Raw genomic sequence first — 23,649 nt, 5'->3', positions numbered from 1 at the left:
GTGCCCCCGGCGGACGGGCTACCGGCCGTCGGCCTTGGCTGCCGTGTCGATGGCCGCCAGTGAGCGGCGCGCCTGGTTGCGGTCGGTCGTATACCAGAAATCGGGCAGCGAGGCACGCAGATAGCTGCCGTACCGCGCGTTGGCCAGCCGCGGGTCGAGCACCGCGACGACGCCCTTGTCGCCGGTGGCCCGTACCAGTCGGCCGGCGCCCTGAGCCATCAGCAGCGCGGCATGCGTCGCCGCGACCGCCATGAACCCGTTGCCGCCGGCTTCCTCGACCGCCTTCTGGCGTGCGCTCATCAACGGGTCATCGGGACGCGGGAACGGGATCCGGTCCATGACCACCAGCTGACAGCTGGCCCCGGGCACATCGACGCCCTGCCAGAGCGACAGGGTACCGAAGAGACAGGTCTCGGGGTCGGCCGCGAAGTTCTTGATCAGCTCTCCGAGGGTCTCCTCGCCCTGCAACAGGATCGGCTTGTCGAGCCGGCCGCGCAGTTCCTCGGCGGCGGCCTGGGCCGCCCGCATGGACGAGAACAGCCCGAGGGTGCGCCCGCCCGCCGCTTCCACCAGTTCGGCGAGTTCATCCAGCATGTCGGTGCGCGAGCCCTCGCGACCGGGCGTGGCCAGATGCCTGGCGACGTACAGGATGCCCTGCTTGGGGTAGTCGAACGGCGACCCTACGTCGAGCCCCTTCCACTGCGGACTGTCGTCGCCTGCCATGCCTTCGGGAGCGAGTCCGAGCGACGCCCCCACTCCGTTGAAGTCCCCGCCGAGCTTGAGCGTGGCCGAGGTGAGGACGACGGACCGTTCGGCGAAGAGCTTCTCGCGCAGCAGTCCGGAGACGGAGAGCGGAGCAACCCGCACGGAGGCGCCGAACCGGTCGTGCCGCTCGTACCAGACGACGTCGTACTCCGAGCCCTGGGTGATGCGCTCGGCGACGCCGTGAATCGTCTCCACCGATGCCAGGGCCTGTTTGCGGACGGCGTCCTCGTCCTGGACGGACTTGTCTCGGGTGGCACCGAGGGCCGAGATCACCGTACGCGCGGCGTCCCGGAGCGCCAGCAGTGCGTAGCCGAGGTCCTCGGGGACTTCCTCCAGCCGTCCGGGCAGCGCCAGCTCCATCACCCGCTCGAAGCCCTCCGACGCGGTCATCAGGGCGTCGGCGGCCTTCTCGTTGACCAGCTTCGCCGCTCGGCGCACCGCGCGGTTGACCTGGCCGGGGGTGAGCTCGCCGGTCGCCACTCCGGTGACCCGGGAGACCAGCTCATGCGCCTCGTCGACGATCAGAACCTCGTGCTGCGGGAGCACCGGGGCACCCTCGATGGCGTCGATCGCGAGGAGGGCGTGATTGGTGACGACGACATCGGCGAGCTTGGCACGCTCACGGGCCAGCTCCGCGAAGCACTCCGCCCCGTACGCGCACTTACTGGCGCCGAGGCATTCACGGGAGGAGACCGAGACCTGTGCCCAGGCACGGTCGGAGACGCCCGGGGTGAGGTCGTCGCGATCGCCGCTCTCGGTCTCGTCCGACCAGTCCCGCAGCCGGAGCAGATCCTGGCCGAGCTTGCTCGACGGGGCCGCGGCCTCGAACTGGTCGAAGAGCCCCTCCTCCTCGTCCTGCGGCACTCCTTCATGGAGCCGGTGCAGGCAGAGGTAGTTCGAGCGGCCCTTGAGCATGGCGAACTGGGGGCGCCTGCGGAGCAGCGGATGCAGGGCGTCGACCGTACGCGGGAGGTCGCGCTCGACGAGCTGGCGCTGCAGCGCCAGGGTCGCCGTGGCCACCACGACGCGCTCCCCGTGCGCCAGCGCGGGCACCAGGTAGCCGAGGGACTTGCCCGTGCCGGTGCCGGCCTGGGCGAGCAGATGGGAGTTGTCGTCGACGGCCTCGGCAACGGCTGCGGCCATGGCGGCCTGGCCGGGCCGTTCCGTACCGCCGACGGCGGACACGGCGGCGTGCAGGAGCTCGGGGAGGGATGGCTTCGTCATAGCCCGACCACCCTACGGGGCACCACTGACAACGGCGATCACTCCCGGACTCAGGCGGAGGGGTGGAGCGGGTTCGGAACGGTCCCGTGGATGGCTGCGTGCGGGCGCCGGGGACGGTCCCGGTACCCGTCCACGTGCAGACGGTTGCGGTTCAGACAGAGACGTTCGATGCGGGGTGTCAGCATGTCGAACATCTCGAACCTCTCCTTGAGCTCGGGAAAGCGGGCGTGATAGCGCAGGATCTCGGCCCGCACGAGTGACCAGAAATCGGCCTCCGGTACCCCCAGCTGTTCCTCGCACAACGGGGAGAGGAATCGGAAGACACCGACGAACAGTCCGGCGTGGATGAACTGGGTGAGGAAGGAGGGCTCCTCGGCCAGCAGGGTGCGACGTACGTCCTGGGGCATCGACTCGTGCTCCGGCAGCGGCCGGGCGCTGATGTTCACATCGTCCACGAAGTCCTTGATCGCCAGGCGCACCGGGACGTCCTGTTCGTCGAAGACGACGATGGCGTTCTCGCCGTGCGGGGAGAACACGGTGCCGTAGCGGTAGAGGAAGTGGAGGAGTGGCGGAAGCAGCGCGGCGAAGAGCCGGGTCAGCCAGGCAGTGGGGGTCAGTCCCGAGCGGGCGACGAGCTCGGCCGTGAAGGCGCGGCCCTGCGGGTCGGTGTGGAGCAGCGAGGCCAGGGTCCGGGCCCGTTCACCCGGCGCGAGCCGGGGCTGGAGAGGTTCCCGCCAGATCGCGCCGAGGATCTCCTTGAACTGGTACGGCGTCTCGGGGAGGTGGTCGTAGAGCGGATGCTCGACGGTCACGGAGGCGACCTCGCCGAGCAGGATGACGCCGCAGGTGTCGCGCAGAAAGGGGTCCCGGTCGCGCAGGCTCTGGACCCAGGTGGTGACCGCGGGAGCCGCGAGGGTGCGTTCGGTCGGCAGCCCCCGCCAGACCAGCGTGTTGAGGATCGACAGGGGCAGCTTGACGGTGTGCCGGTCGGGGCGGCTCACATTGCTGAAGGTGCGGATGGACTGCTGCGGCAGCCGGAGGTCCGCGTCGGTGTGGAGCGGAACGATGTCGCCTGCGGCGATGGCCGCGGCGAAGACCGGAACGATCCATTCGTCCCACTGCCAGGGGTGCACAGGAAGACAGAGGTAGTCGTCCGGATCGAGGCCGCGGGCGCGGAGCACGGCCGCGAAGGAGTCGCGGACCGACGGGTCGAGTTCCTGTGCGTACAACTGGCCGGGGGCGGCCAGACCGGGCACTCCGCGGTAGGCGGCGATCCGGGTGGAGACGGCGATCCACGGCAGACCGACCGGCCTGCGGGCCTCGGGGGTGTAGTGGGAGGCGTCGGTGGCGGAGAAGCCCAGGCGCCCTTTGTTGGCGACGAGCCAGGGGTGGCCCGTCTGGTGCCCTTCCAGCTCGGCGTAGTCGAGATCGGCCAGCCGGGCGGCACAGAGCGCGGTGTGATCGAGCCGGGCGTCGGCGGCGAGGGTGGTGGTGATCTCGCGAATGAGGTGGCCGAGGGTGGCGCCGTCGATCCCGAGGAGGTGGCGGGCACGGATGAGGAACTTCAGCGGGTCGCGGAAGGGGACGGCGCCGGTGCCGCGGTCCTGGAGCGGGTCGGCGAGCGCACCGCGACCAGGGGCACGCGCCGGTTCTGCGGGTGTGTCCCCGTCGCTGTGGCGTGTCGTCTCCGTGCGCGCGTCCCGGTGGTTCCCGCCGGGCGCTCCCGCCGGTGCTGCCCGGGGGGCTCCGGCCGTCTCCAGGATCGAATCGGGGGCGATCTGCCAGCCCCCGTACACACCCCGCCGGGCGCTGAAGCTCAGCATTCCGCCGTCGTCGAGCGCGAGGGTGTACGTATGGCCTCCGTCGGGCTGTCCGACCGGCTCGGGGCCTTCCCGGTCGACGGTTTTTCGCCCGAAGGCTTCCGGCTCGATGACTTCCTCGTAGGCGAATTGACCGAGCATCTTCGCGAGCAGTCGGGCGGCGGCTCCGTCCCAGGCCGTCCGGTTGAGTTCTGGCGTGCTGAGCAGCGCGGTGGACACCGCTGAATCATCGCTCGCAGGATATTTCGGCACGGGGACTCCTCGGGGTGGAACCGATCGGGTTCGAGCGGTTTACGCAATGCAACGGTTCGTTCAGTTCGTTCAGTTCGTTCACAGCAGGGCACGGTGGCTTCGGTCGCGGACCATCAGGGCAGCTCGTTTGTCCGGGAGTTCGACTTCGGCGGAGAAGCGGAAGCCGGCGCTCAGGAAGGCGGAGACGGAAGGGGTGTTGCGCAGGTCGGGCTCTGCGACAACCCGCGCGCACAGGGGGCGGTTGTCGAGTACGAGGTCGGAGACGGCCCTGAGCAGAGTCGTGCCGACGCCGCGTCCACGGTTGTTCACCCCGCCGATGAGAAGGTGGATTCCGGTGTCGTGCGGGCGAGCGGGGTAGTGGCGCGCCAGCGGATCGAGATCCGCCCGGTAGATCTCCCAGTAGCTCATGGGGATGCCTGCCAGCACGCCCAGGCACGGGACGCTGCGTCCGTCGCCTTCGAGTTGAGGACGCAGGTGAGCGGCCGTGGCCGCTTCGGGGCCGGCGAGTTCCCAGAATGCGGCGACCGCCGGATCGTTCATCCAGCGGGTGACAACGGGGAGGTCGCGTTCCAGCCGCACGGGGACGAGTTGGAACACTCCGGCCGGGGTGGCCACCGGTCCCCAGTCGGCCGGGTGGTCGAGCAGATCGGAGGAGTCCGGCCCGTTCGGGGACACCTGCGGGCGCCCGGTCGGGCCCGCGCCATCAGGTGCGGATGACGCGGACGCGTCGGGCGTTGGTGGTCGTGCCCCGGTGGCCGGTGTGTCCGCCTCGAACACGGCGAGGAGTTCCTCGGAGAGCGGCAGGTCCAGGGTGTCCTCGGCGCCCGTGTCGGTCTGTGGGGCAGGTCCGGGACCGGCGTCGGTGTGGGCATCGGCGGGAGCCACGGTGTCGCTCTCCTCTCGGCGGTTCAGGCGGTGGTCATGCCCTTCAGGCGTACAGCGGGTTGGCAATGGTGACGTAGACGGACTGGGTGTCGACAGGGCCGACGAGTTCGTCGAGGCCGTGCAACCGGGTCAGCAGGTTGGCCTTGCACCGCAGGTGGGGGTTGTCCAGCAGATGTGCGGGCAGCGGGGAGCCCAGTGCGGTGGCCGATCCGAGGAACCGGCGGAACGCGGCGATGAGCACGTGCTCGTCGGCGAGGTCCTGGGCACCGAAGGCTCCGATCAACCCGAGCACGTTGTTGATGCCGAGGTAGTAGGCGAAGCGTTCGTCGGTGACCGTGTCCGGGACGAAGGTGTCGCTGACCGATCCGATGCCGGGGAGCCGCTGTTCCAGCGCGGCGCGGTGGGACTCCCGGAAGTAGTAGCCCTGGTTGTCGCGGTATCGGCCACCGACGGGCCAGCCGTGGTGGTCGAGCAGCACCAGGGTGTTCTGCTGGTGGGCTTCGAGGGCTACGCCGGCCTGGGCGTCGAGCCACAGTACGGGGCGTACGACGCGGTCGAGGTAACGCAGGAACCACTCGGTGGCGACGGCCCCCACGGTTCTTCCCGTGGCGGTGGCCAGGGAGAGCACGATCTCGGCGATGCGCGAGCGCATGCCGGTCCAGCCGGGCAGGGGGCGAGGGGCGGTGAGCGCGGCGATACAGACGGCGTCGTCGTACAGACCGAACGGGTTGTGGCGCAGCATCACGTCGAGGCCTGCGACGGGTTCGCCGTCCGGGCCGTCGACGGCGAGCCAGGCGGGGTCACGGACGATGTCGAAGCCCGGGTGGACGGCGTGCCACTGCGTGGCGAGTCCGCTGCGGAGGAGCCGGTGGACCTCGACTCCGCGGTGGAGTTCCTTGCGGAGGTTCTCCCGCCGGGAGTTGGTGATGCGAACGCCGAGGGAGAGCTTGAGCATGACCTCGGCGCCGGGCTGGTGCACGGTACGGACGGAGGAGGTGGGGTGCCAGTGCTTCCCGTGAGGTCCCAGGTCGTGGAGGAGTCCGGCATCGAGCAGGGCGATCACTTCGGGCCGGTGTCCGAGTTCACGGGCCTGCCAGGGGTGGAGCGGAATCGGTGCGGTGTTGTCGGGGAGCCGCAGCCCCTGGGTGTGGGAGGTGACCAGTTCCGTGGCCGGCACGGGACGGCCTCCGTCGGTCCAGGCGGAGTCGGCTGCCAGTACGGACCGGTCGACGGCCATCCAGTGCAGGGGGAAGGAGCCGTGCAACTCGGGTGAGTAGCGGCGGGATTCGGAGTCGGAGAGGCCCTCGCGGCTCTTGGGTGTGGGGTGGAGCGGGTGACCGAGAACGAGTGACTGCTCGGCGGTGAGGAAGAGGTCCGCTTCGGCCGGGGCGCCGGGGGTACGGCGTCGTTCTGCGATGAAGCCGGCCGTTCGCCGTACCGAGTCGGCGACCCGGGCCACCATGTCGGCGCCTTCGTGGTGGTCGGCCTCGCGGCCCAGGAGGGCGGCGACCGTGACGGCGTCGACGGCGGGTGCTCCTTCGGCCGCCGTCTCCAGAGCAGGCGTACCGAAGCGGTGCCAGCCCGTGACGGACCAGTAGACGACGGGGACGAGCAGAGCGGTTCCGCTTGCGGGGAGGGGGATCCGGAGCATGTCCCCGACCGGCCGGGGGAGGTCGCTCTCCCGGACCCAGCAGCGGAGCAGGTTCTCCACGCCCGCCGTGTCGGCGGCCCGGAGCGGGTCGGGATGGTCGAGGAGGTCGGCGGTTGTCTCACCGGTGTCCGGGCATTTCGGGGGGTACCACTCGTCGTGCGGCGCCGCTTTCTGGCGCGGCACGGTGGTCTGCTCGACGACGAGATTGCCGGTGTGTCCGGCCTGTCCTCGCTGCTCGGTGGGGGGAGGGCCGTCGGCCTGGGGCGCGGGGGTGGGGTTCACGGCGGTCTTCCTTGTGAGGGTGTCCGGGGTCAGCGGATCGACCCGGTCGTGGTCCTGCGGTGCGGCAGGCGCTCGGCGGCTGCCAGGGCGTCGGCGAGACGGTCCACAACCGCTGTCGCCTGTTCGTCGGTGAGGGTGAGGGGCGGGAGGAGACGTACGACGGTGGAGTGGCGTCCGCCGAGTTCGACGATGAGCCCACGGCGCAGGCATTCCTGCTGGACGGCGGCGGCGAGGGCCGGGGCGGGCGGCGGCTCCGGGCTGCCGCCCTCCGGTGCGGCCTCGGGGTCGATGAGCTCCACCCCGATCATCAGGCCCCGTCCGCGGACGTCTCCGATGGACGGGTGGTCGGTGGCCAGTGCCTGGAGGCGCGCGAGCATCCGGGCGCCGAGCATCGCGGCGCGCTCGGCGAGGTGGTTCTCCCGCACGAAGGAGAGGGTGGCCGTACCGGCCGCCATGGCGAGCTGGTTGCCCCGGAAGGTACCGGCGTGGGCGCCCGGCTGCCAGGTGTCGAGCTCGGAGCGGTAGACGATCACCGCGAGCGGGAGGGAACCGCCGATGGCCTTGGAGAGCACCATCACATCGGGCACGATCCCACTGTGCTCGACCGCCCAGAAAGCACCGGTGCGGCCCACGCCCGTCTGGACCTCGTCGGCGATCAGGGGGACGGACCGGGTCCCGGTGATCTCACGCATCCGGCGCATCCAGTCGTCGGGGGCGGGGTTCACACCGCCCTCTCCCTGCACCGGTTCGAGGATCATCGCGGCCGGCGCGGGTGAGCCGCCCTTGGGGTCGTCCAGGAGGTTCTCGGTCCACCGGGCGGCGATCTCCGCACCGCGGGCGCCGCCGACGCCGAAGGGGCAGCGGTAGTTCTGCGGGAAGGGGAGCCGCGTCACCCGGACGTCCTCGGCGCCGCCCGAGGCGGCCAGGGCTCCCGCCGTCATGCCGTGGTAGGCGCCGGTGAAGGCGAGGAGTCCGCTGCGGCCGGTCGCGGCGCGGACCAGCTTGAACGCCGCCTCCACGGCATCCGTGCCGGCCGGTCCGCAGAACTGGATCCGGGCGTTGTCGGCGAACCGCCTCGGCAGGGTGGCGAACAGCTCAGTGGTGAAGGCGTCCTTGACCGGGGTCGCGAGGTCCAGCACATGCAGCGGCGCGCCCGAGTCGATCACTTTCCTGATCGCCTCCAGGACCACCGGGTGGTTGTGCCCGAGGGCCAGGGTTCCGGCCCCGGAGAGACAGTCGAGATATCGCCGCCCGTCCGCGCCCTCGATGGTCATCCCACGGGCCCGTACCGGCACGATCGGCAGTGAACGCGCGTAGGTACGGGCAGCGGATTCACGCAGCGACTGGCGGCGCAGGATCCCCTCGTGCACCACCGGAGCTGGTTCGGTCACGGCCACGGCTGCTGGTCCTTTCGCTGTAACAGTTGCGTTGCACGTCGGTACGTCGGCACAGGGACGGACTGCAGGGATGAACGCTGTCCTCAAGTCCCTCGTACGTACCAACGACGCCGGGTGCAGCGGATCACGGGCACATCCGAAGATCCTTGCGGTGGCGGAACCGTGGCCCTGCCGCATACCGTCCCCATCGGCACCGGCATAGTGGGGGCCGCACGGAGGGCTCGGGCATCTTTTCGATTGCCGGCCGGACGTCGAAACGGACGGTCCGGAGCAGTGCCGAAGTGCAGTACAGAAGCGTTGAGTTACGAAGTCCCAGGGGGATCACCACATGCGACTCATTCGACCAGTTCCCGCCACCCGTCGGGGGCACACGCGCCGCACGCGTTCCTCGACGCTCGCCGTGGCCGCGGTCGCCGCGGTCCTCGCGCTCACCGCCACGGCCTGCGGACCGGACGAGGAGAACGCGAGTGACAAGTCGAGCAACCAGGCCGGCCAGGCCTCGGACGGCAAGATCACCATTCCGGACGATCTGAAGGACCGGCTCAAGGAACACGGGGTCGACCTCGACCAGTGGAAGAACGGCGAGTGGAAGAACTGGGACAAGGACAAGTGGCTGCGCGAGGCCAAGGACTTCGTCAACCCGATCATCGAGGGCCTCTGGGACCCGGACCGGATGCGGGATGCCGACAAGGCGCCGGAGAAGCCGGTCGACAATGACATCTCGGGCGACGTGGGCGTGACGGACCCGACGCCCACCCCGGTCCAGGCCACTGATGTCCGGACGCCGTACCACGCCAACGCCGCGGAGTCCGGGAAGCTGCTCTTCGACAGTCCCGAGGGCTCCATGGTCTGCTCCGCGACCGTGGTGAAGGACCCGGCGCACCCCGGGAAGTCCAATCTGGTGTGGACCGCCGGACACTGCGTGCACGCCGGCAAGAAGGGCGGCTGGTACCGCAACATCGCCTTCGTACCGTCGTACAACAACGGTGGCCTGCCGACGGCCGGGCTGGAGAAGGCGACCAAGCAGGAGATCGCGCCCTACGGCGTGTGGTGGGGCAAGTGGGCGGAGACGTCCGACCAGTGGATCTCGCAGGGGTCCTCGGTCGGCGGGCAGGGCGCTCCGTACGACTTCGCGGTGCTGCATGTCACGCCGGAGAAGGGCTCGACGGGCAAGTCCCTGGAGGAGACGGTCGGCTCCGCGCTGCCCGTGGACTTCAACGCCCCGGCCGTGCCGAAGATCGACAGCATGACGGCCACCGGCTTCCCGGCCGCACCGCCGTACGACGGCCAGAAGGAGTTCCAGTGCGCGGACAAGCCGGGCCGGCTCTCGCTGACCGCACAGGACCCCACGATGTACCGCATCGGCTGCACCATGACCGGCGGTGCCTCCGGTGGCGGCTGGGTCGCGGCAGGCCAGGACGGCAAGCCCGCGCTGGTCTCGAACACCTCCATCGGCCCGGTGACGGCCGGCTGGCTGGCCGGACCGCGGTTCGGCAAGGAGGCCAAGGACGTATACGAGTCGGTCAGCAAGAAGTACGCGGGACAGTGACAACGGACCGTCACCCGGCACGATCCGGGTGACGGCGACGGTCCATCGGGGCCCCCGTGCGGCAGTTGCCCGCCGGGGGCCCTTCCGGTGCTCCGGGCGGGCCGTTTCCGCGTGGCGCGGAGCACGGTCCGCACCGGCATGAAGCTCGCGCTGGTCGGCCCGGGGGACTTCGGGCCGGCTCGCCGGACCCCGCCGGGGCAAGGGTGCACAGGATGTCTTCACCACGATGAGCGAGAAGTCCGCCGGCCGGTAGCAGCCACCGGCACGCCCGGAGCCCGAACGCCCGATGGCCCGCTCCCGACGAGGGGAGCGGGCCATCGGTCCGTACAGAGCCGTACCAGCTGCTGCGGTCAGTGCGCCACGGGGACGAACGAGGAGAGGTCGGCCGCCAGTTCCTCATGGACCCGCGCCTTGAGCAGGGTGCCCTCCGACGTGTGTTCCTCGGAGATCACCTCTCCCTCGGCGTGCGCCCGGGAGACGAGCCCTCCCTGGGTGTACGGAACGAGTGCCTCGATCTCGACCGAGGGCCGGGGCAGTTCGGTGTCGATGAGCGCGAGCAGCTCATCGATACCGGCACCGGTACGCGCCGATACGGCGATCGCGTGCTTCTCGATGCGCAGCAGCCGTTGCAGCACCAGCGGATCGGCCGCGTCCGCCTTGTTGATCACCACGACCTCGGGCACGTCCACCGCGCCCACCTCGCGGATCACCTCGCGCACCGCGGCGAGCTGCTCCTCCGGCACCGGGTGCGAGCCGTCCACCACGTGCAGGATCAGGTCGGATTCACCGACCTCCTCCATCGTGGAGCGGAATGCCTCGACGAGGTGGTGCGGCAGATGCCGAACGAACCCGACCGTGTCGGCCAGGGTGTAGATCCGGCCGCTCGGCGTCTCGGCCCGTCGCACGGTGGGGTCCAGGGTGGCGAACAGCGCGTTCTCCACGAGGACACCCGCACCGGTCAGCCGGTTGAGCAGTGAGGACTTGCCCGCGTTGGTGTAGCCGGCGATGGCGACCGACGGCACTCTGTTGCGCTTGCGCTCCTGGCGCTTGATCTCGCGGCCGGTCTTCATCTCCGCGATCTCCCGGCGCATCTTCGCCATCTTCTCGCGGATCCGACGCCGGTCTGTCTCGATCTTGGTCTCACCGGGACCGCGGGTGGCCATGCCGCCACCGCTGCTGGAACCGCCGCCGCCCATCTGACGGGAGAGCGACTGACCCCAGCCGCGCAGCCGCGGCAGCATGTACTGCATCTGTGCCAGCGAAACCTGCGCCTTGCCCTCCCGGGACTTGGCGTGCTGGGCGAAGATGTCGAGAATCAGGGCGGTCCGGTCGACCACCTTGACCTTGACGACGTCTTCCAGATGGATCAGCTGACCAGGGCTGAGCTCACCGTCGCAGACAACGGTGTCGGCCCCTGATTCGAGGACGATGTCGCGCAGCTCCAGCGCCTTGCCCGAGCCGATGTAGGTGGCGGGGTCGGGCTTGTCGCGGCGCTGGAAGACGGCGTCGAGTACCTGAGCACCCGCCGTCTCGGCGAGTGCGGCCAGCTCGGCGAGGGAATTCTCCGCGTCACGTACGGTCCCCGACGTCCAGACACCGACCAGCACCACACGCTCCAGGCGCAGCTGCCGGTACTCGACCTCGGTGACGTCCTCGAGCTCGGTGGAGAGTCCCGCCACACGCCGCAGCGCGGCGCGCTCGGAGCGGTCGAACTGCTCGCCGTCCCGTTCTCCGTCGATCTCGTGGCTCCAGGCGACGTCCTCTTCCATCAGGGCGTCGGCCCGAAGGCTCTCGGTGAGGCTCTCGGTGACATTCTCCGTGGCGCTCTGCGCTTCCTGCGCGTCCTGGGGAAGGGAAGAAGAGGAGGTCATTGGATCCTTACGTCGATGGAAGTCCGTTACATCAGTCACAACGCGTGACCTCTCCGGATGATTCCCGCTGCCGGGAATCCGCGGTCGGGACGCTGCGGCGACCCGTCGATAGTGGCATGGTCCGCCCAGCCCGTCACCCGGGTTTATCGCTTTCCGGCGGGCTTGGTGCTGTGCCAGTCCGGGTGCCCCGGCATCGGCGGGGTCTTCGCGCCGTACAGCCAGCCGTCGAAGAATGAGGTCAGGTCGCGGCCCGCGGTCCGCGACGCCAGCCGTACGAAGTCGGCGGTGGCGGCGTTGGCGTCGCGGTGCTGCTGCACCCAGCTCCGCTCCAGCCGGTCGAAGGCGTTCTCGCCGATCTCCTGGCGCAGCGCGTAGAGGATCAGTGCGCTGCCGTCGTACACCACCGGCCGGAACAGGCTGAGCTTCTGTCCGGGCGCCGGGATGTCGGGGCGGGCCGGCGGGCCACCCGCCGCGCGCCAGCCGTCGGACTTGACGTACGCCTCACGCATGCGGCGTTCCAGCGTTCTGCCTGCGTGCTCCTCGGCGTAGCGTGCCTCGTACCAGGTGGCATGTCCCTCGTTGAGCCACAGATCGGACCAGGTGTCCGGGGAAACGCTGTCGCCGAACCATTGGTGGGCGAGCTCGTGCACCATGATCGAGTCGACATACCACTCGGGGTAGGCGGTTTTGGTGAAGAGGGACCGTTCGAAGAGTGAGAGCGTCTGGGTCTCCAGCTCGAAGCCGGTCTCGGTGGCGGCGATCACCAGCCCGTACGTCTCGAAGGGATAGCGGCCGACCTGCTGTTCCATCCACTCCAGCTGGGCGGGGGTCTTGCCGAGCCAGGGCTCCAGCCGCTCGCGGTCGGCGCTCGGCACCACGTCGCGCACCGGCAGTCCGTGCGGCCCGGTGCGTCGCAGGACGGTGGAACGGCCGATGGTGACCTGGGCCAGTTCGGTGGCCATGGGGTGTTCGGTCCGGTAGGTCCAGGTGGTTTCGGCACCGTGCCGGGTCCTGCCGGCGGGCAGGCCGTTGGCGACCACCGTCAGGTCCTCGGGGGCGGTGATCCGAAAGGTGAAGTACGCCTTGTCGGCGGGGTGGTCGTTGCTCGGGAAGACCCGGTGCGCGGCGTCGGCCTGATTGGCCATGGCCAGTCCGTCGGCGGTACGCACCCAGCCGCCGCTCTCCCGGTCGCCGCGCGGGTCGCTGGTGTGCCGGACGGTGATGCGCAGTGGCACTCCGGCCGGGAGCCGGCCGGGCGGCTGGATGACCAGGTCCTCGTCCGCCACGGCGAAGTCGGCGCGCAGACCGTTGATTTCGACCGTACGGACGGTACCCCGGGTGAAGTCGAGATTGATCCGGTCCAGCGGCTCGGTGGTCCGCATGTCGATCGTGGTCACGGCCTCCAACGGCTCGCTGTTGCTGCCCCGGTAGGTCAGTCCGATGTCGTACGAGAGGACGTCGTACCCGGGATTGCCGAGGTGCGGGAAGAGGGGATCGCCGATGCCGAGCGGCACGGGAGCGGGGAGGGCGGCGGCAATGAGGGCGGCCGATGCGGTGGCCAGCAGGGCGGCCCGCAGGCGGCGGGAGATGAACGGCATGAACTACCGCTACCAGCGACTCCCGCCGTGACAGGTGCGGCGCGCGCCGCGCCACTCGAACGAGACCGCCGCGGCGGATGGCGCTGTGCGGCGCAATCCGACGAGGCATCAGACGGCGGCTGCCGGATGCCGGACGCGGCTCACGTCGTACACCCCGGGAACGTCACGCATCGCGCGCATCAGCGCCGGGAGCCCGGCGGCGTCGGGGAGCTGCAAGGTGTAGGTATGCCGGACGCGTTGTTCGCTGGGGGGTTCGACGGTGGCGGAGATGACCGCCGCGTCCGCCGTGGCAATCGCCTCGGTCAGATCGGCGAGCAGCCGGGGCCGTCCGAAGGACTCCGCGACCAGGGTGACCCGGCACCCGGCCACATCGCCCCAGGTCACCGGGACCGGCACCCGGCCGACGGACTGCATCCGGGACGCCGCGGAACACTTCAGCCGGTGCACGGTGACGGCTCCGCCGCGCACGACGAACCCGGTGACGGCGTCGGGGGGTACGGGGGTGCAGCAGCCCGCGAGACGTACGGTCGCATCCGGCCGGTCCACCACGGCGCCCGCGGTGCCGTCCCCGGTCCTGCCGCCGCCCGGAGTGGACCCCTGGGGCTGCGGTCCGGGCGGCCTTGGCTCCGCGGGCCTGCCGCTGTGCGGACTTTGGGCGTCCTCGGGATGGGCGTCGAGCCAGCCCGTGATGGCGATGCGGGCGGCGGGGGTGCGGGCGTGGTCGAGCCAGTCGGGCGAGGGACCGGATCCGGCGTCCTCGGCGAGCAGCAGCTGCACGGTGTCACCGTCGCTCAGTACGGTGCCGAGGGTGGCCAGCCGACCGTTGACCCGGGCGCCGATGCAGCTGTGCGCCGCGTCCCCGTACTGCGCGTAGGCGGCGTCGACACAGCTGGCCCCGGCGGGGAGCCCGAGCGTGCCGCCGCCGGTGTGGAAGACCGTGATCTCCCGGTCCTGGGCGAGATCGGCGCGGAGCGTGGTCCAGAAGGTGTCGGAGTCCGGGGCGGACTGCTGCCATGCGAGGAGCCTGGAAAGCCAGCCGGGCCGGGTCGGGTCGGCACGCTCTCCGTCCGAGGGTTCGGCGGTCTGGGTCCCGGAGCCGCTGTCCGCGGCGTACGGATTGCCGAGGGCGATGACCCCTGCCTCGGCGACCTTGTGCATCCGGTGTGTACGGATGAGGACTTCGGCGACCGCCCCGTCGGAGCCCACGACCGCGGTGTGCAGTGACTGGTACAGGTTGAACTTGGGGGCGGCGATGAAGTCCTTGAACTCGGAGATCACCGGGGTGAAGCAGGTGTGCAGTTCACCGAGCACGGCGTAGCAGTCGGCGTCCTCACCGACGAGGACCAGCAGGCGGCCGAAGTCGGTGCCGCGCAGTTCGCCGCGTTTGATCCGGGCCCGGTGCACCGAGACGTAGTGGCGCGGCCTGATGACGACCTCCGCCGGGATTCCGGCCTCCCGCAGCACCGCCCCGACGTTCTCGGCGATGGCCGCGAGCGGGTCCCGGGCGGCGCCGCCGGGGGCGTCCGGCCGCGTCGGCGCGGCGGCAATCAGTGCGCGGGTGTGTTCGTACTCCTCGGGGTGGAGGATCGCGAAGACGAGGTCCTCCAGCTCGGTCTTGAGTGCCTGGACGCCGAGCCGTTCGGCGAGCGGGATCAGGACGTCACGGGTGACCTTGGCGATCCTGACCTGTTTCTCGGGGCGCATCACGCCGAGGGTGCGCATATTGTGCAGCCGGTCGGCGAGCTTGATCGACATCACCCGGACGTCGTCCCCGGTGGCGACCAGCATCTTGCGGAAGGTCTCCGGTTCGGCCGCTGCCCCGTAGCCGACCTTTTCGAGTTTGGTGACGCCGTCGACGAGGTAGCAGACCTCTTTGCCGAACTGGTCCCGTACCTGATCGAGGGTCACCTCCGTGTCCTCGACGGTGTCGTGGAGCAGCGAGGCGGTGAGTGTCGTGGTCTCGGCGCCGAGTTCGGCGAGGATCAGCGTGACGGCGAGCGGGTGCGTGATGTACGGCTCGCCGCTCTTGCGCATCTGCCCGCGGTGCGAGGACTCCGCGAGTACGTACGCCCGGTGCAGGACGGAGAGGTCGGCATCCGGGTGGTGGGCCCGATGCGCCTCGGCGACATGGCCGATCGCGTCGGGCAGCCGGTCCCGGGATACGGGGCCCAGCAGCGCGACGCGGCCGAGCCTGCGGAGATCGATCCGGGGCCGGCCCCGTCTGCGGACGGGAGCACCTGGGTTGGCGGCCTCTGCACTCATGGGGCACCTCCGGCGACGTCGACCGGCGGTGGGAAGGCGCGGGCGCGCCTCCGGGCCGGTGCTTGATGCTACCGAGCCCACCACGTGGCGGAGTCCAGCTCTCGCTCAGCGTGAAACGGATCACCCATTCGAGGGAAGCTCTAGCCAGTCACCGTTTCGAGCCAGGCCGGGTCGATCGTGCCTTGGGCGACGATCACTGCGGCCCCCGTCATCTCGATCCCGCCGTCGGGCCGCTCGGTGATCACGAGGGTGCCACCGGGCAGATCGACCGTGTACGTGACCGGGGCGCCGGTCTCCGCAGGATCGACGCCGTCCCTCCGTGCCGCGGCGACGGCGACGGCGCAGGCGCCCGTGCCGCAGGAGCGGGTCTCGCCCGCGCCGCGCTCATGGACCCGCATGGCGAGGTGGCGTGGTCCGCGGTCCACGGCGAACTCGATGTTGACGCCCTCGGGGTACACGGCGGCGGGGCTGTACGGCGGTACGGAGAGCAGATCGCCGGCCTGCGCCAGGTCGTCGATGAAGGCGACCGCGTGCGGGTTGCCCATGTTCACGTTGCGGGCGGCCCAGTTGCGGCCGTCCACGCTGACCGTGACGCCGTCCTCGGGGAGCACCGCGCGCCCCATGGAGACCGTGATGTCACCGCCCTTGGCGATGTGCACCTTCTTCACTCCGCCCCGGGTCGCGACGGCGAGGTCGCCCTCCTCGACATGCCCGGCACGTTGCAGATAGTGGGCGAAGACCCGTACGCCGTTGCCGCACATCTCGGCGATCGAGCCGTCGGCGTTGCGGTAGTCCATGAACCACTCGGCCTCGTCCGCCATGGCCCGCGCCTCCGGATGCGCGGCGGAGCGTACGACATGCAGCAGCCCGTCACCACCGATGCCGGCCCGGCGGTCGCACAGTCGGGCGACGACGGACGCGGGCAGGTCGAAGGCGTTGTCCGGGTCGGGAACGATGACGAAGTCGTTCTCGGTGCCGTGGCCCTTGAGGAAGGCGATCTGCGAGGTGCTCACGGAGCAACTGTACGAGGCGGCACCGGCAACCGGCGAAACCGGGCCGTGCGACGGCGCACGGGGAGGAGAGGGATCCGGGCGGCCCGCCGACGGACCCGCCGCGTCCGTCAGCGGAGCCGGGCCACGCGCCAGACGGACAGTGCGACCAGTGCGGCGCACACGGCGACGTACAGGGCGATCACGCGCCAGTCGGCTCTCCCGCCCGAGCCCCGCTGCGGAAGTCCGGGCCAGGTGTATCCCACGCGGCGGGCGGCCATCATGCCCCAGCCCGCGGCGCAGCAGCTGATCAGCAGGCCCAGCATGGCGACGACCGCGCCGCCGTCGCCGAATTCGAACGCCAGCGGGAACGCGAACATCAGCGATCCCACCGTGGCGAGCATGACGATCGGCGCGAGCTGCCAGATGCGCAGACGCCGCGCGGGCCGCAGCTCGACCTCCACCTCGGGGGTCACGTCGAGCTCTTCGGGCCCGTCGGGGCTCAAGCTTCCTGCGTCGTGCAGCGCGTCCGGTGCGTCGTGTTCCGTGTCGCGAGGGCCGGCCTCCATCGCCACGCGCCCTCCCAACTCGGACTCCACTGGTCGATCGATGCTCGATGATGGCACGCTCCCGGTCACCGAAATGACGGGCAGGGCGTCCCGATGCCATCACGTGATCAGGCTGTAACCGCTCGTTCGACCAACGCCAGCGCCTGGTGCGGGAGTTCCCCGCGGTGCTCGGCGGAACCATTGAGCCAGTGCACCCGCGGGTCGCGGCGAAACCACGAGTCCTGGCGGCGCGCGAATCGCTTGGTGGCGCGAACGGTTTCGGCGCGCGCCTCGTCCTCGGTGCACTCCCGGGCCAGCGCGGCAAGCACCTGCTGGTAGCCGAGCGCCCTGGACGCGGTCCGTCCATCGCGCAGGCCGTGCGACTCCAGGTTCCGTACCTCGTCCACGAGTCCGGCCGCCCACATCCGGTCGACCCTCAGGGCGATGCGTTCGTCGAGTTCGGGTCGGGCCACGTCGACGCCGATCTGGACGGTGTCGTACACCGCATCGTTACCCGGGAGGTTGGCGGTGAAGGGTTTGCCGGTGATCTCGATGACTTCGAGAGCCCTGACGATCCGGCGGCCGTTGCTCGGCAGGATGGCCCGGCCCGCTTCGGGGTCGGCGGCGGCGAGCCGGGCGTGCAGCGCCCCGGAGCCGCGCTCGGCCAGTTCCTTCTCCAGCCCGGCCCGGATGCCGGGGTCCGTACCGGGAAACTCCAGGGCGTCGATGGCGCCCTTCACATAGAGCCCGGAGCCGCCGACCAGGACGGGGGTACGGCCCGCGGCGAGCAGCCGGTCGATCTGCGCACGGGCCAGCCGCTGGTACTCGGCGACGCTGGCGGCCTCGGTGACGTCCCAGATGTCCAGCAGATGGTGCGGAATGTTTCCGCGTTCGGCGGGCGTCAGCTTCGCGGTGCCGATGTCCATCCCCCGGTAGAGCTGCATGGAGTCTGCGTTGACCACTTCGCCGTCGAGCTGCTGAGCAAGGAATACCCCCAGATCGGACTTTCCGGCCGCAGTGGGACCGACGATGGTGATGACCCGCGGTGCGGGAGCTGAACTTCTCACCGCCCCAGTCTCGCAAACCTGCGGACCTCTTCCCGAACGAGCGATGCGACCGGCTGCCGCCCCTGCTCCGGGCGGCGCGGATCTTCGGCCGTACCAGTAGAATTCCTAAGTGAATACGGGCGTTTTTTCACGGTTTGCCGTTCGCCCCCTCCCGAGGCTGCCGGGCGGCGAGGCCGGAGGGCACGCCCGGCCATAGTCCCCCAGCAGGGAAGGTGCCCGATGGGCTTCCTGGACACTTTGAAGGCCAAGCTGAGCCCCGCCAAGGAAAAGGTCGGCGATCTCGCTCATCAGCACGGGGGCAAGATCGACCAAGGGCTCGACAAGGCCGCACGGACGGTCGACCAAAAGACCAAGGGCAAGTACAGCGACAAGATCGAATCCGGCACGAGGAAGGCCAAGGAGGCGGTCGAGCGCCTGTCCCACAAGCACGACGAGGCGGGCGCCAAGGATGAGGCGGGCGCCACTGGTGACGAGGCGGGCGCCAAGGGTGACGAGAGCGGTACGCCGCCGGGCACGCCGCCCGCTTCCTGAATCCCGGACGATCAGCCGATCGAGCAGGACGGACGGCCGTGGGGCGACGATGCCGCGCGGCCGCCGCCCGGGTGCGCCGGGGTACGAGCGCGCTCAGGACCAGGCGGCGACCAGGTAGCCGACGCCGTACGGAGCGTCCTCGTACAGGAGCTGTCCGCTCAGGCCCGCGCCTTCGGCCGCGCCCGCGAGCACTTGCCAGGGTGCCCGGCCCGACGCTTTCAGCGCGTACGCCAGCGACTCGTCCAGCGCGATCAGCGCGCCGGGGTCGGCGGCGCCCAGCGCCCGCGCGGCCGCCGCGTCGAACGCCTCGGCGCGGTCGTCAAGATAGCCCGGGGCCTTGAGCGAGCGGCAGGCGCTGCCGTCGCCCAGCACCAGCAGTGCCACCCGTTCCGCCCTGGCGGCCAGGTCCCGCCCGGTGCTCGTGCAGCGGCCCGTTTCGAGCGGCTCGCCCACGCCGAGCCCTTCGACCGGCGCCGCGGCCCACTGCGCACGGGCGAGCAGCCAGGCGCCGACGGCCAGGGAGGACGGAAGGGGGCGGTCGGTCGCCTGCTCGCGGTCGCGGCCGAGCCTCACGTCCAGATCGACGCCGAAGCCCTGGAAAGTGCCGGTGGCCCCCTCGGGGTGCGGTCCGCGGCCCGCGTGGTCCGCGGGTCCGATCACGATCAGCAGATCGGGCCGGGCCGCGGCCAGCGCGCCGAGGGCCTCGGAGCAGGCGTCCCGCAGAGCGTCGAGTTCGGACGCGGCACCGGCGGCGACCTCGGGTACCAGCAGGGGCGGGCAGGGGCAGACAGCGGCAGCGACAAGCATGGTGGGCAGCGTACTGGTCGGCCGCCGTTGCCGTCCGTCTCCCGCCGGTGTCAGTCGCAGCCGCAGCCGGGAACCGCCGCGGCCGGCAGCGGCGCCGGGACACCGATACCGGGCAGGCCCAGCATCACTCCGGCCGGCTTGGCGGCCTCGGTGGCGGCGCGCTTCTCCCAGGCGTCCCCGGCCCGGGTCCGCCGCACGCCCACCGGAGCGCCCTCGGCGAGCAGGTGGTGCGGGGCGGCGTAGGTGATCTCGACGGTCACCACATCGCCGGGACGCACGTCCTCGTCCGGCTTGGTGAAGTGGACCAGGCGGTTGTCGGGGGCGCGGCCGGAGAGACGGTGGGTGGCACCGTCCTTGCGGCCCTCGCCCTCCGCGACCATGATCTCCAGCGTCCGGCCGACCTGCTTCTTGTTCTCCTCCCAGGAGATCTCCTCCTGGAGGGCGGACAGGCGCATGTACCGCTCCTGGACGACCTCCTTGGGGATCTGCCCCTCCATCTCGGCGGCCGGGGTTCCGGGACGCTTGGAGTACTGGAAGGTGAAGGCGTTGGCGAAGCGCGCCTCGCGGACCGCGTGCAGGGTCTGCTCGAAGTCCTCCTCGGTCTCGCCGGGGAAGCCCACGATGATGTCGGTGGAGATGGCGGCGTCCGGCATCGCCACGCGCACCTTCTCGATGATGCCCAGGAAGCGCTCCTGTCGGTACGAGCGCCGCATCGCCCTGAGGACGGTGTCCGAGCCAGACTGCATCGGCATGTGGAGCTGAGGCATCACATTGGGCGTCTCGGCCATGGCCGAGATCACATCGTCCGTGAAGTCGCGGGGGTGCGGCGAGGTGAAGCGGACCCGCTCCAGGCCCTCGATCTTCCCGCAGGCGCGCAGCAGCTTGGAGAATGCCTCGCGGTCGCCGATGTCGGAACCGTAGGCGTTCACGTTCTGGCCGAGCAGGGTGATCTCACAGACGCCCTCGGCGACCAGTGCCTCGATCTCGGCGAGGATGTCGCCGGTGCGGCGGTCCTTCTCCTTGCCGCGGAGCGCCGGGACGATGCAGAAGGTGCAGGTGTTGTTGCAGCCGACGGAGATGGAGACCCACGCCGCGTAGGCGGACTCGCGGCGGGTGGGGAGCGTGGAGGGGAACGCCTCCAGGGACTCAGCGATCTCGATCTGCGCCTCTTCCTGGATGCGGGCGCGCTCCAGCAGCACCGGCAGCTTGCCGATGTTGTGCGTACCGAAGACGACATCCACCCAGGGGGCCCGCCGGACGATGGTGTCGCGGTCCTTCTGCGCCAGGCAGCCGCCGACGGCGATCTGCATGCCGGGCCGCCTGGTCTTCATGGGGGCGAGCCGGCCGAGGTTGCCGTAGAGCTTGTTGTCGGCGTTCTCCCGGACCGCGCAGGTGTTGAAGACGACGACATCGGCGTCACCGTCGGAGCCGTCCGCGGCGCGTACGTAGCCCGCGTCCTCCAGCAGCCCCGACAGCCGCTCGGAGTCGTGGACGTTCATCTGGCACCCGTAGGTGCGCACCTCGTACGTTTTCAAACCGTCCACTACTCCACCAGCCACGTCGTTGCCGCTCACCCGTCCAGGGTAAGGGCTCCGGCCGGGCCCCGATGATGAATACCCCGGCGGCCGCCGTCGCGGTCCCCCGGCCGGGTACGGGCTCCGGGCCCGGGACCGCCGCGGCTTCGGCCCTGGTCATCGCCGGGACGGGCTGGCAGGATCGCCGCCATGCTCCAGGCACTGTCCCGTATCGGCCGGCTGCGCACGCTTCAGGCGTGCGCCGCTCTCGTCGTCCTGCTCGGGCTGCTGCTGTGGTGGCTGCTCCCGCTCGGGGAGCCGGCGCCCAGCGGCACGCTGACCGTCAGCACCGGTGTGCGCAGCGGGGTCTACCAGCGCTACGGCGAACGACTCAAGGGGGACCTGGCCAAGGATCTGCCCAAGGTATCGATACGGCTGCGGACCAGCGAGGGCTCGCAGCAGAACATCGCGCGGGTGGCGAGCGGGAAGGCCGACTTCACCATCGCCACCACCGACGCCCTGGCCACCTACCTGAACGACGGCGGGCCCGGCGCCGACCGGCTGCGGGGCTGCGTGCGGCTCTACGACGACTACGTCCAGCTGGTCGTTCCCCGGGACTCCGGGGTACGCAAGGTCTCCGACCTGACCGGCAAGCGCGTCGGGGTGGGGCAGCCGGGTTCGGGCGTACGGCTGGTCGCCGACCGGCTGATGACCGCCGCCGGTCTCGATCCCGCGAACGATGTGACGCCCGTTCCCAGCGGGATCGACACCATGCCGACGGAGCTGGAGAACGGCCGGCTCGACGCCTTCTTCTGGTCCGGCGGGCTGCCCACGTCCGCCGTGCAGGAGCTGTCGGACCGGTTCGCGATCCGGCTGGTGCCGCTGGAGGCCCCGCTGATCAAGGAGCTTCAGGCCGCGGGCGGGTCGGCCCGCTACTACCGGTCGGCCATGATGCCCGCCGATGCCTATCGCAACGTGCAGCAGGGTCAGGCGGTGCCGACGGTGGCGGTCGCCAATGTGCTGGTGACCACGGACCGTACGGATCCGGCGCTGACCGAGGCGTTCACCCGGACGGTGATCGACAGCCGGGACCGGATCGGGCGCGAGGTGCACGCGGCCCAGTTGGTGGACCTGCGCACGGCGATCTACACCGATCCGCTGCCGCTGCACGAGGGGGCCAGGCGGTACTACCGCTCGGTCAAGCCCTGATCCCGGCGGCGGGCGTACCCGCCTCTCAGCCCTGCGGGCCCTGGCGCGGCACGGACACCGTCACCCGCAGTCCGTGCGGCTCATGGGCGGCATACCCGATGGAGCCGCCGCCCGCGGCCAGGAGAGCCTGGGAGATGGAGAGTCCGAGGCCGGAGCCCTGCACGTTCTGATGCTGGGCGCTGCGCCAGAAGCGGTCGCCGACGCGCTCCCTCTCCTGTGCGGTGAGGCCCGGTCCGCGGTCGGCGACGACGACCGTGACGTCGTCACGGCCGGCGGCGACCGTGACAAGGACCTCTTCGCCGGCAGGGGTGAATTTCAGGGCGTTGTCGATGACGGCGTCGAGGGCGCTCGACAGTGCGATGGGATCCGCCCAGGCCGTTACGGCGGACGCGCCGTCCGCCCTGAGCCGTACGCCCTTCTCCTCGGCGACCGGCCGCCAGGACGCGACGCGTTCCGCGGTGAGCGCGCCCATGTCCGTGAGCCGCAGATCGGCCGCGGCGTGTTCGGCCAGCGCCAGGTCGAGCAGGTCGTCCAGGACCTGCCCGAGGCGCTTGCCCTCCGTGCGTACGGAGGCGATCTCCTCATTGCCCTCGGGGAGTTCGAGCGCGAGGAGCTCGATCCGCAGCAGCAGTGCGGCAAGGGGATTGCGCAGCTGGTGCGAGGCGTCGGCGACGAAGGCACGCTGCTGCTCCAGCACGTCCTCGACGTTGTCGGCCATCTCGTTGAACGAACGGGCCAGCCGCCTCAGTTCCGGCGGCCCCCCGGAGGCCGCGACCCGGGATCGCATCCGGCCACTGGCGATGTCATGGGTGGCCGCGTCGAGAGTCCGTACGGGCAGCAGCACCCAGCCGGTGAGCCGGATCGCGGCGCCGACCGCCACCAGCATCGCGACCGCTTCGCCGGCCGCGACGAGCAGCCAACCGCGCAGTGTGCGTGCGCGCATGTCGGCGGTGGGCGAGTCGATGACCACGACGGCGACGACGTCGCCGTCCCGTACGACGGGCGAGGCGACGACGACCCTGCCCCGCTGCCAGGGCCAGACCTGCGGCGGATCGTGGCTGCGACGCCCCAGGAGCGCCTCCTTGAATGCCTCTCTCCCCTCCCCCTCGATCGGCAGCTGCCAGGTGGCCGGCGCTTTCGCCATGGCGCTGTCGTCGCGGTAGAAGACACCGGCGCGAATGCCGTACACCGATGCGTACGCGTCGAGTTCGCTCCGCAGGATGCGGCGCCGTTCCTCGTAGCCGGGGGTCCGCTCGGCGACGAACTGGGCGAGTGCGGCGAACCGGGCCGTGTCGTCGATGCGGTCGATGACGACACGCTGCTGCTGGGCGGCGGCGACGCTGACGGCCAGCGGGAAGCCGAGGGCGAGCAGCACGCTCGCCATGAGAATGATGAGCAGGGGAAGCAGCCGGGTGCGCACCTGGGACG

General features: G+C 70.7%; 17 protein-coding genes. 3 read left to right on the top strand and 14 right to left on the bottom strand.

Features of this window, described 5'->3' with window-relative positions:
- Window positions 1-18 precede the first annotated feature (18 nt).
- The 5 genes from ACF08M_RS31940 to ACF08M_RS31920 all read right to left on the bottom strand — a co-directional run bounded on the left by ACF08M_RS31940 (window position 19) and on the right by ACF08M_RS31920 (window position 8,276).
- Window positions 19-1,989, bottom strand: a complete 1,971-nt coding sequence (locus ACF08M_RS31940; RefSeq protein ID WP_392188746.1) for an ATP-dependent DNA helicase — start codon at window positions 1,987-1,989, stop codon at window positions 19-21.
- A 50-nt stretch (window positions 1,990-2,039) separates the two neighbouring features.
- On the bottom strand, window positions 2,040-4,061 hold the full coding sequence (locus ACF08M_RS31935) for an IucA/IucC family protein (RefSeq protein ID WP_392188745.1): 2,022 nt from the start codon (window positions 4,059-4,061) through the stop codon (window positions 2,040-2,042).
- A 78-nt stretch (window positions 4,062-4,139) separates the two neighbouring features.
- On the bottom strand, window positions 4,140-4,946 hold the full coding sequence (locus ACF08M_RS31930; protein WP_392188744.1) for a GNAT family N-acetyltransferase: 807 nt from the start codon (window positions 4,944-4,946) through the stop codon (window positions 4,140-4,142).
- A 43-nt stretch (window positions 4,947-4,989) separates the two neighbouring features.
- Complete coding sequence (locus ACF08M_RS31925) at window positions 4,990-6,879, bottom strand: IucA/IucC family protein (RefSeq protein ID WP_392188743.1); 1,890 nt, start codon at window positions 6,877-6,879, stop codon at window positions 4,990-4,992.
- A gap of 29 nt (window positions 6,880-6,908) precedes the next feature.
- A complete protein-coding gene (locus ACF08M_RS31920) occupies window positions 6,909-8,276 on the bottom strand; it encodes a diaminobutyrate--2-oxoglutarate transaminase family protein (protein WP_392188742.1) in 1,368 nt (455 codons plus the stop codon).
- Between the two features lie 328 nt (window positions 8,277-8,604).
- Here ACF08M_RS31920 and ACF08M_RS31915 point away from each other — a divergent pair, with 328 nt between their 5' ends.
- Entirely contained in the window at window positions 8,605-9,825 is a 1,221-nt protein-coding gene (locus ACF08M_RS31915; protein ID WP_392188741.1) for a trypsin-like serine peptidase, read from the top strand.
- A gap of 350 nt (window positions 9,826-10,175) precedes the next feature.
- Here ACF08M_RS31915 and hflX read toward each other — a convergent pair whose 3' ends face one another.
- From hflX to miaA, 6 genes are all read right to left on the bottom strand, one after another.
- A complete protein-coding gene (hflX, locus tag ACF08M_RS31910) occupies window positions 10,176-11,696 on the bottom strand; it encodes a GTPase HflX (protein ID WP_392188740.1) in 1,521 nt (506 codons plus the stop codon).
- Window positions 11,697-11,839: 143 nt separating this feature from the next.
- Window positions 11,840-13,294 carry a M1 family metallopeptidase gene (locus ACF08M_RS31905; RefSeq protein WP_392188739.1) on the bottom strand — a complete coding sequence of 485 codons (1,455 nt, stop codon included), beginning with the start codon at window positions 13,292-13,294 and terminating at the stop codon, window positions 11,840-11,842.
- A gap of 108 nt (window positions 13,295-13,402) precedes the next feature.
- Entirely contained in the window at window positions 13,403-15,556 is a 2,154-nt protein-coding gene (locus ACF08M_RS31900) for a RelA/SpoT family protein (protein WP_392188738.1), read from the bottom strand.
- 140 nt (window positions 15,557-15,696) lie between these two features.
- Window positions 15,697-16,569: a diaminopimelate epimerase gene (gene dapF / locus ACF08M_RS31895; RefSeq protein WP_392188737.1), complete on the bottom strand. Its 873-nt coding sequence runs from the start codon at window positions 16,567-16,569 to the stop codon at window positions 15,697-15,699.
- Between the two features lie 107 nt (window positions 16,570-16,676).
- Window positions 16,677-17,114 carry a hypothetical protein gene (locus ACF08M_RS31890; RefSeq protein WP_392188754.1) on the bottom strand — a complete coding sequence of 146 codons (438 nt, stop codon included), beginning with the start codon at window positions 17,112-17,114 and terminating at the stop codon, window positions 16,677-16,679.
- Window positions 17,115-17,221: 107 nt separating this feature from the next.
- Complete coding sequence (gene miaA / locus ACF08M_RS31885; protein ID WP_392188736.1) at window positions 17,222-18,160, bottom strand: tRNA (adenosine(37)-N6)-dimethylallyltransferase MiaA; 939 nt, start codon at window positions 18,158-18,160, stop codon at window positions 17,222-17,224.
- Window positions 18,161-18,379: 219 nt separating this feature from the next.
- On the opposite strand from miaA, the gene ACF08M_RS31880 reads away from it, so the two are divergent.
- On the top strand, window positions 18,380-18,691 hold the full coding sequence (locus ACF08M_RS31880) for an antitoxin (protein WP_392188735.1): 312 nt from the start codon (window positions 18,380-18,382) through the stop codon (window positions 18,689-18,691).
- Window positions 18,692-18,784: 93 nt separating this feature from the next.
- On the opposite strand, the gene ACF08M_RS31875 is transcribed toward ACF08M_RS31880, so the two are convergent.
- Both ACF08M_RS31875 and miaB read right to left on the bottom strand, forming a co-directional pair.
- Complete coding sequence (locus ACF08M_RS31875; protein WP_392188734.1) at window positions 18,785-19,498, bottom strand: class III extradiol dioxygenase subunit B-like domain-containing protein; 714 nt, start codon at window positions 19,496-19,498, stop codon at window positions 18,785-18,787.
- Between the two features lie 50 nt (window positions 19,499-19,548).
- A complete protein-coding gene (gene miaB / locus ACF08M_RS31870; RefSeq protein ID WP_392188753.1) occupies window positions 19,549-21,042 on the bottom strand; it encodes a tRNA (N6-isopentenyl adenosine(37)-C2)-methylthiotransferase MiaB in 1,494 nt (497 codons plus the stop codon).
- Between the two features lie 180 nt (window positions 21,043-21,222).
- On the opposite strand from miaB, the gene ACF08M_RS31865 reads away from it, so the two are divergent.
- Complete coding sequence (locus ACF08M_RS31865; protein ID WP_392188733.1) at window positions 21,223-22,221, top strand: TAXI family TRAP transporter solute-binding subunit; 999 nt, start codon at window positions 21,223-21,225, stop codon at window positions 22,219-22,221.
- Window positions 22,222-22,246: 25 nt separating this feature from the next.
- Here the strand turns inward: ACF08M_RS31865 and ACF08M_RS31860 are convergent, their stop codons facing one another.
- A complete protein-coding gene (locus ACF08M_RS31860) occupies window positions 22,247-23,641 on the bottom strand; it encodes an ATP-binding protein (RefSeq protein ID WP_392188732.1) in 1,395 nt (464 codons plus the stop codon).
- Window positions 23,642-23,649 lie beyond the last annotated feature (8 nt).

The sequence above is a fragment of the Streptomyces sp. NPDC015032 genome (genome assembly GCF_043080425.1).
Lineage (GTDB): Bacteria > Actinomycetota > Actinomycetes > Streptomycetales > Streptomycetaceae > Streptomyces.
The sequence above is the reverse complement of the archived record's forward strand: the minus strand, read 5'-3'. Positions and strand labels throughout refer to the sequence as shown.

Excerpts from the sequence above, each read along its gene's own strand:
- ACF08M_RS31905 (WP_392188739.1), bottom strand. The coding sequence starts at position 13,294 with ATGCCGTTCATCTCCCGCCGCCTGCGGGCCGCCCTGCTGGCCACCGCA.
- ACF08M_RS31900 (WP_392188738.1), bottom strand. The coding sequence starts at position 15,556 with ATGAGTGCAGAGGCCGCCAACCCAGGTGCTCCCGTCCGCAGACGGGGC.
- ACF08M_RS31915 (WP_392188741.1), top strand. The coding sequence starts at position 8,605 with ATGCGACTCATTCGACCAGTTCCCGCCACCCGTCGGGGGCACACGCGC.
- hflX (WP_392188740.1), bottom strand. The coding sequence starts at position 11,696 with ATGACCTCCTCTTCTTCCCTTCCCCAGGACGCGCAGGAAGCGCAGAGC.
- ACF08M_RS31940 (WP_392188746.1), bottom strand. The coding sequence starts at position 1,989 with ATGACGAAGCCATCCCTCCCCGAGCTCCTGCACGCCGCCGTGTCCGCC.
- ACF08M_RS31880 (WP_392188735.1), top strand. The coding sequence starts at position 18,380 with ATGGGCTTCCTGGACACTTTGAAGGCCAAGCTGAGCCCCGCCAAGGAA.
- ACF08M_RS31890 (WP_392188754.1), bottom strand. The coding sequence starts at position 17,114 with ATGGAGGCCGGCCCTCGCGACACGGAACACGACGCACCGGACGCGCTG.
- ACF08M_RS31875 (WP_392188734.1), bottom strand. The coding sequence starts at position 19,498 with ATGCTTGTCGCTGCCGCTGTCTGCCCCTGCCCGCCCCTGCTGGTACCC.
- ACF08M_RS31865 (WP_392188733.1), top strand. The coding sequence starts at position 21,223 with ATGCTCCAGGCACTGTCCCGTATCGGCCGGCTGCGCACGCTTCAGGCG.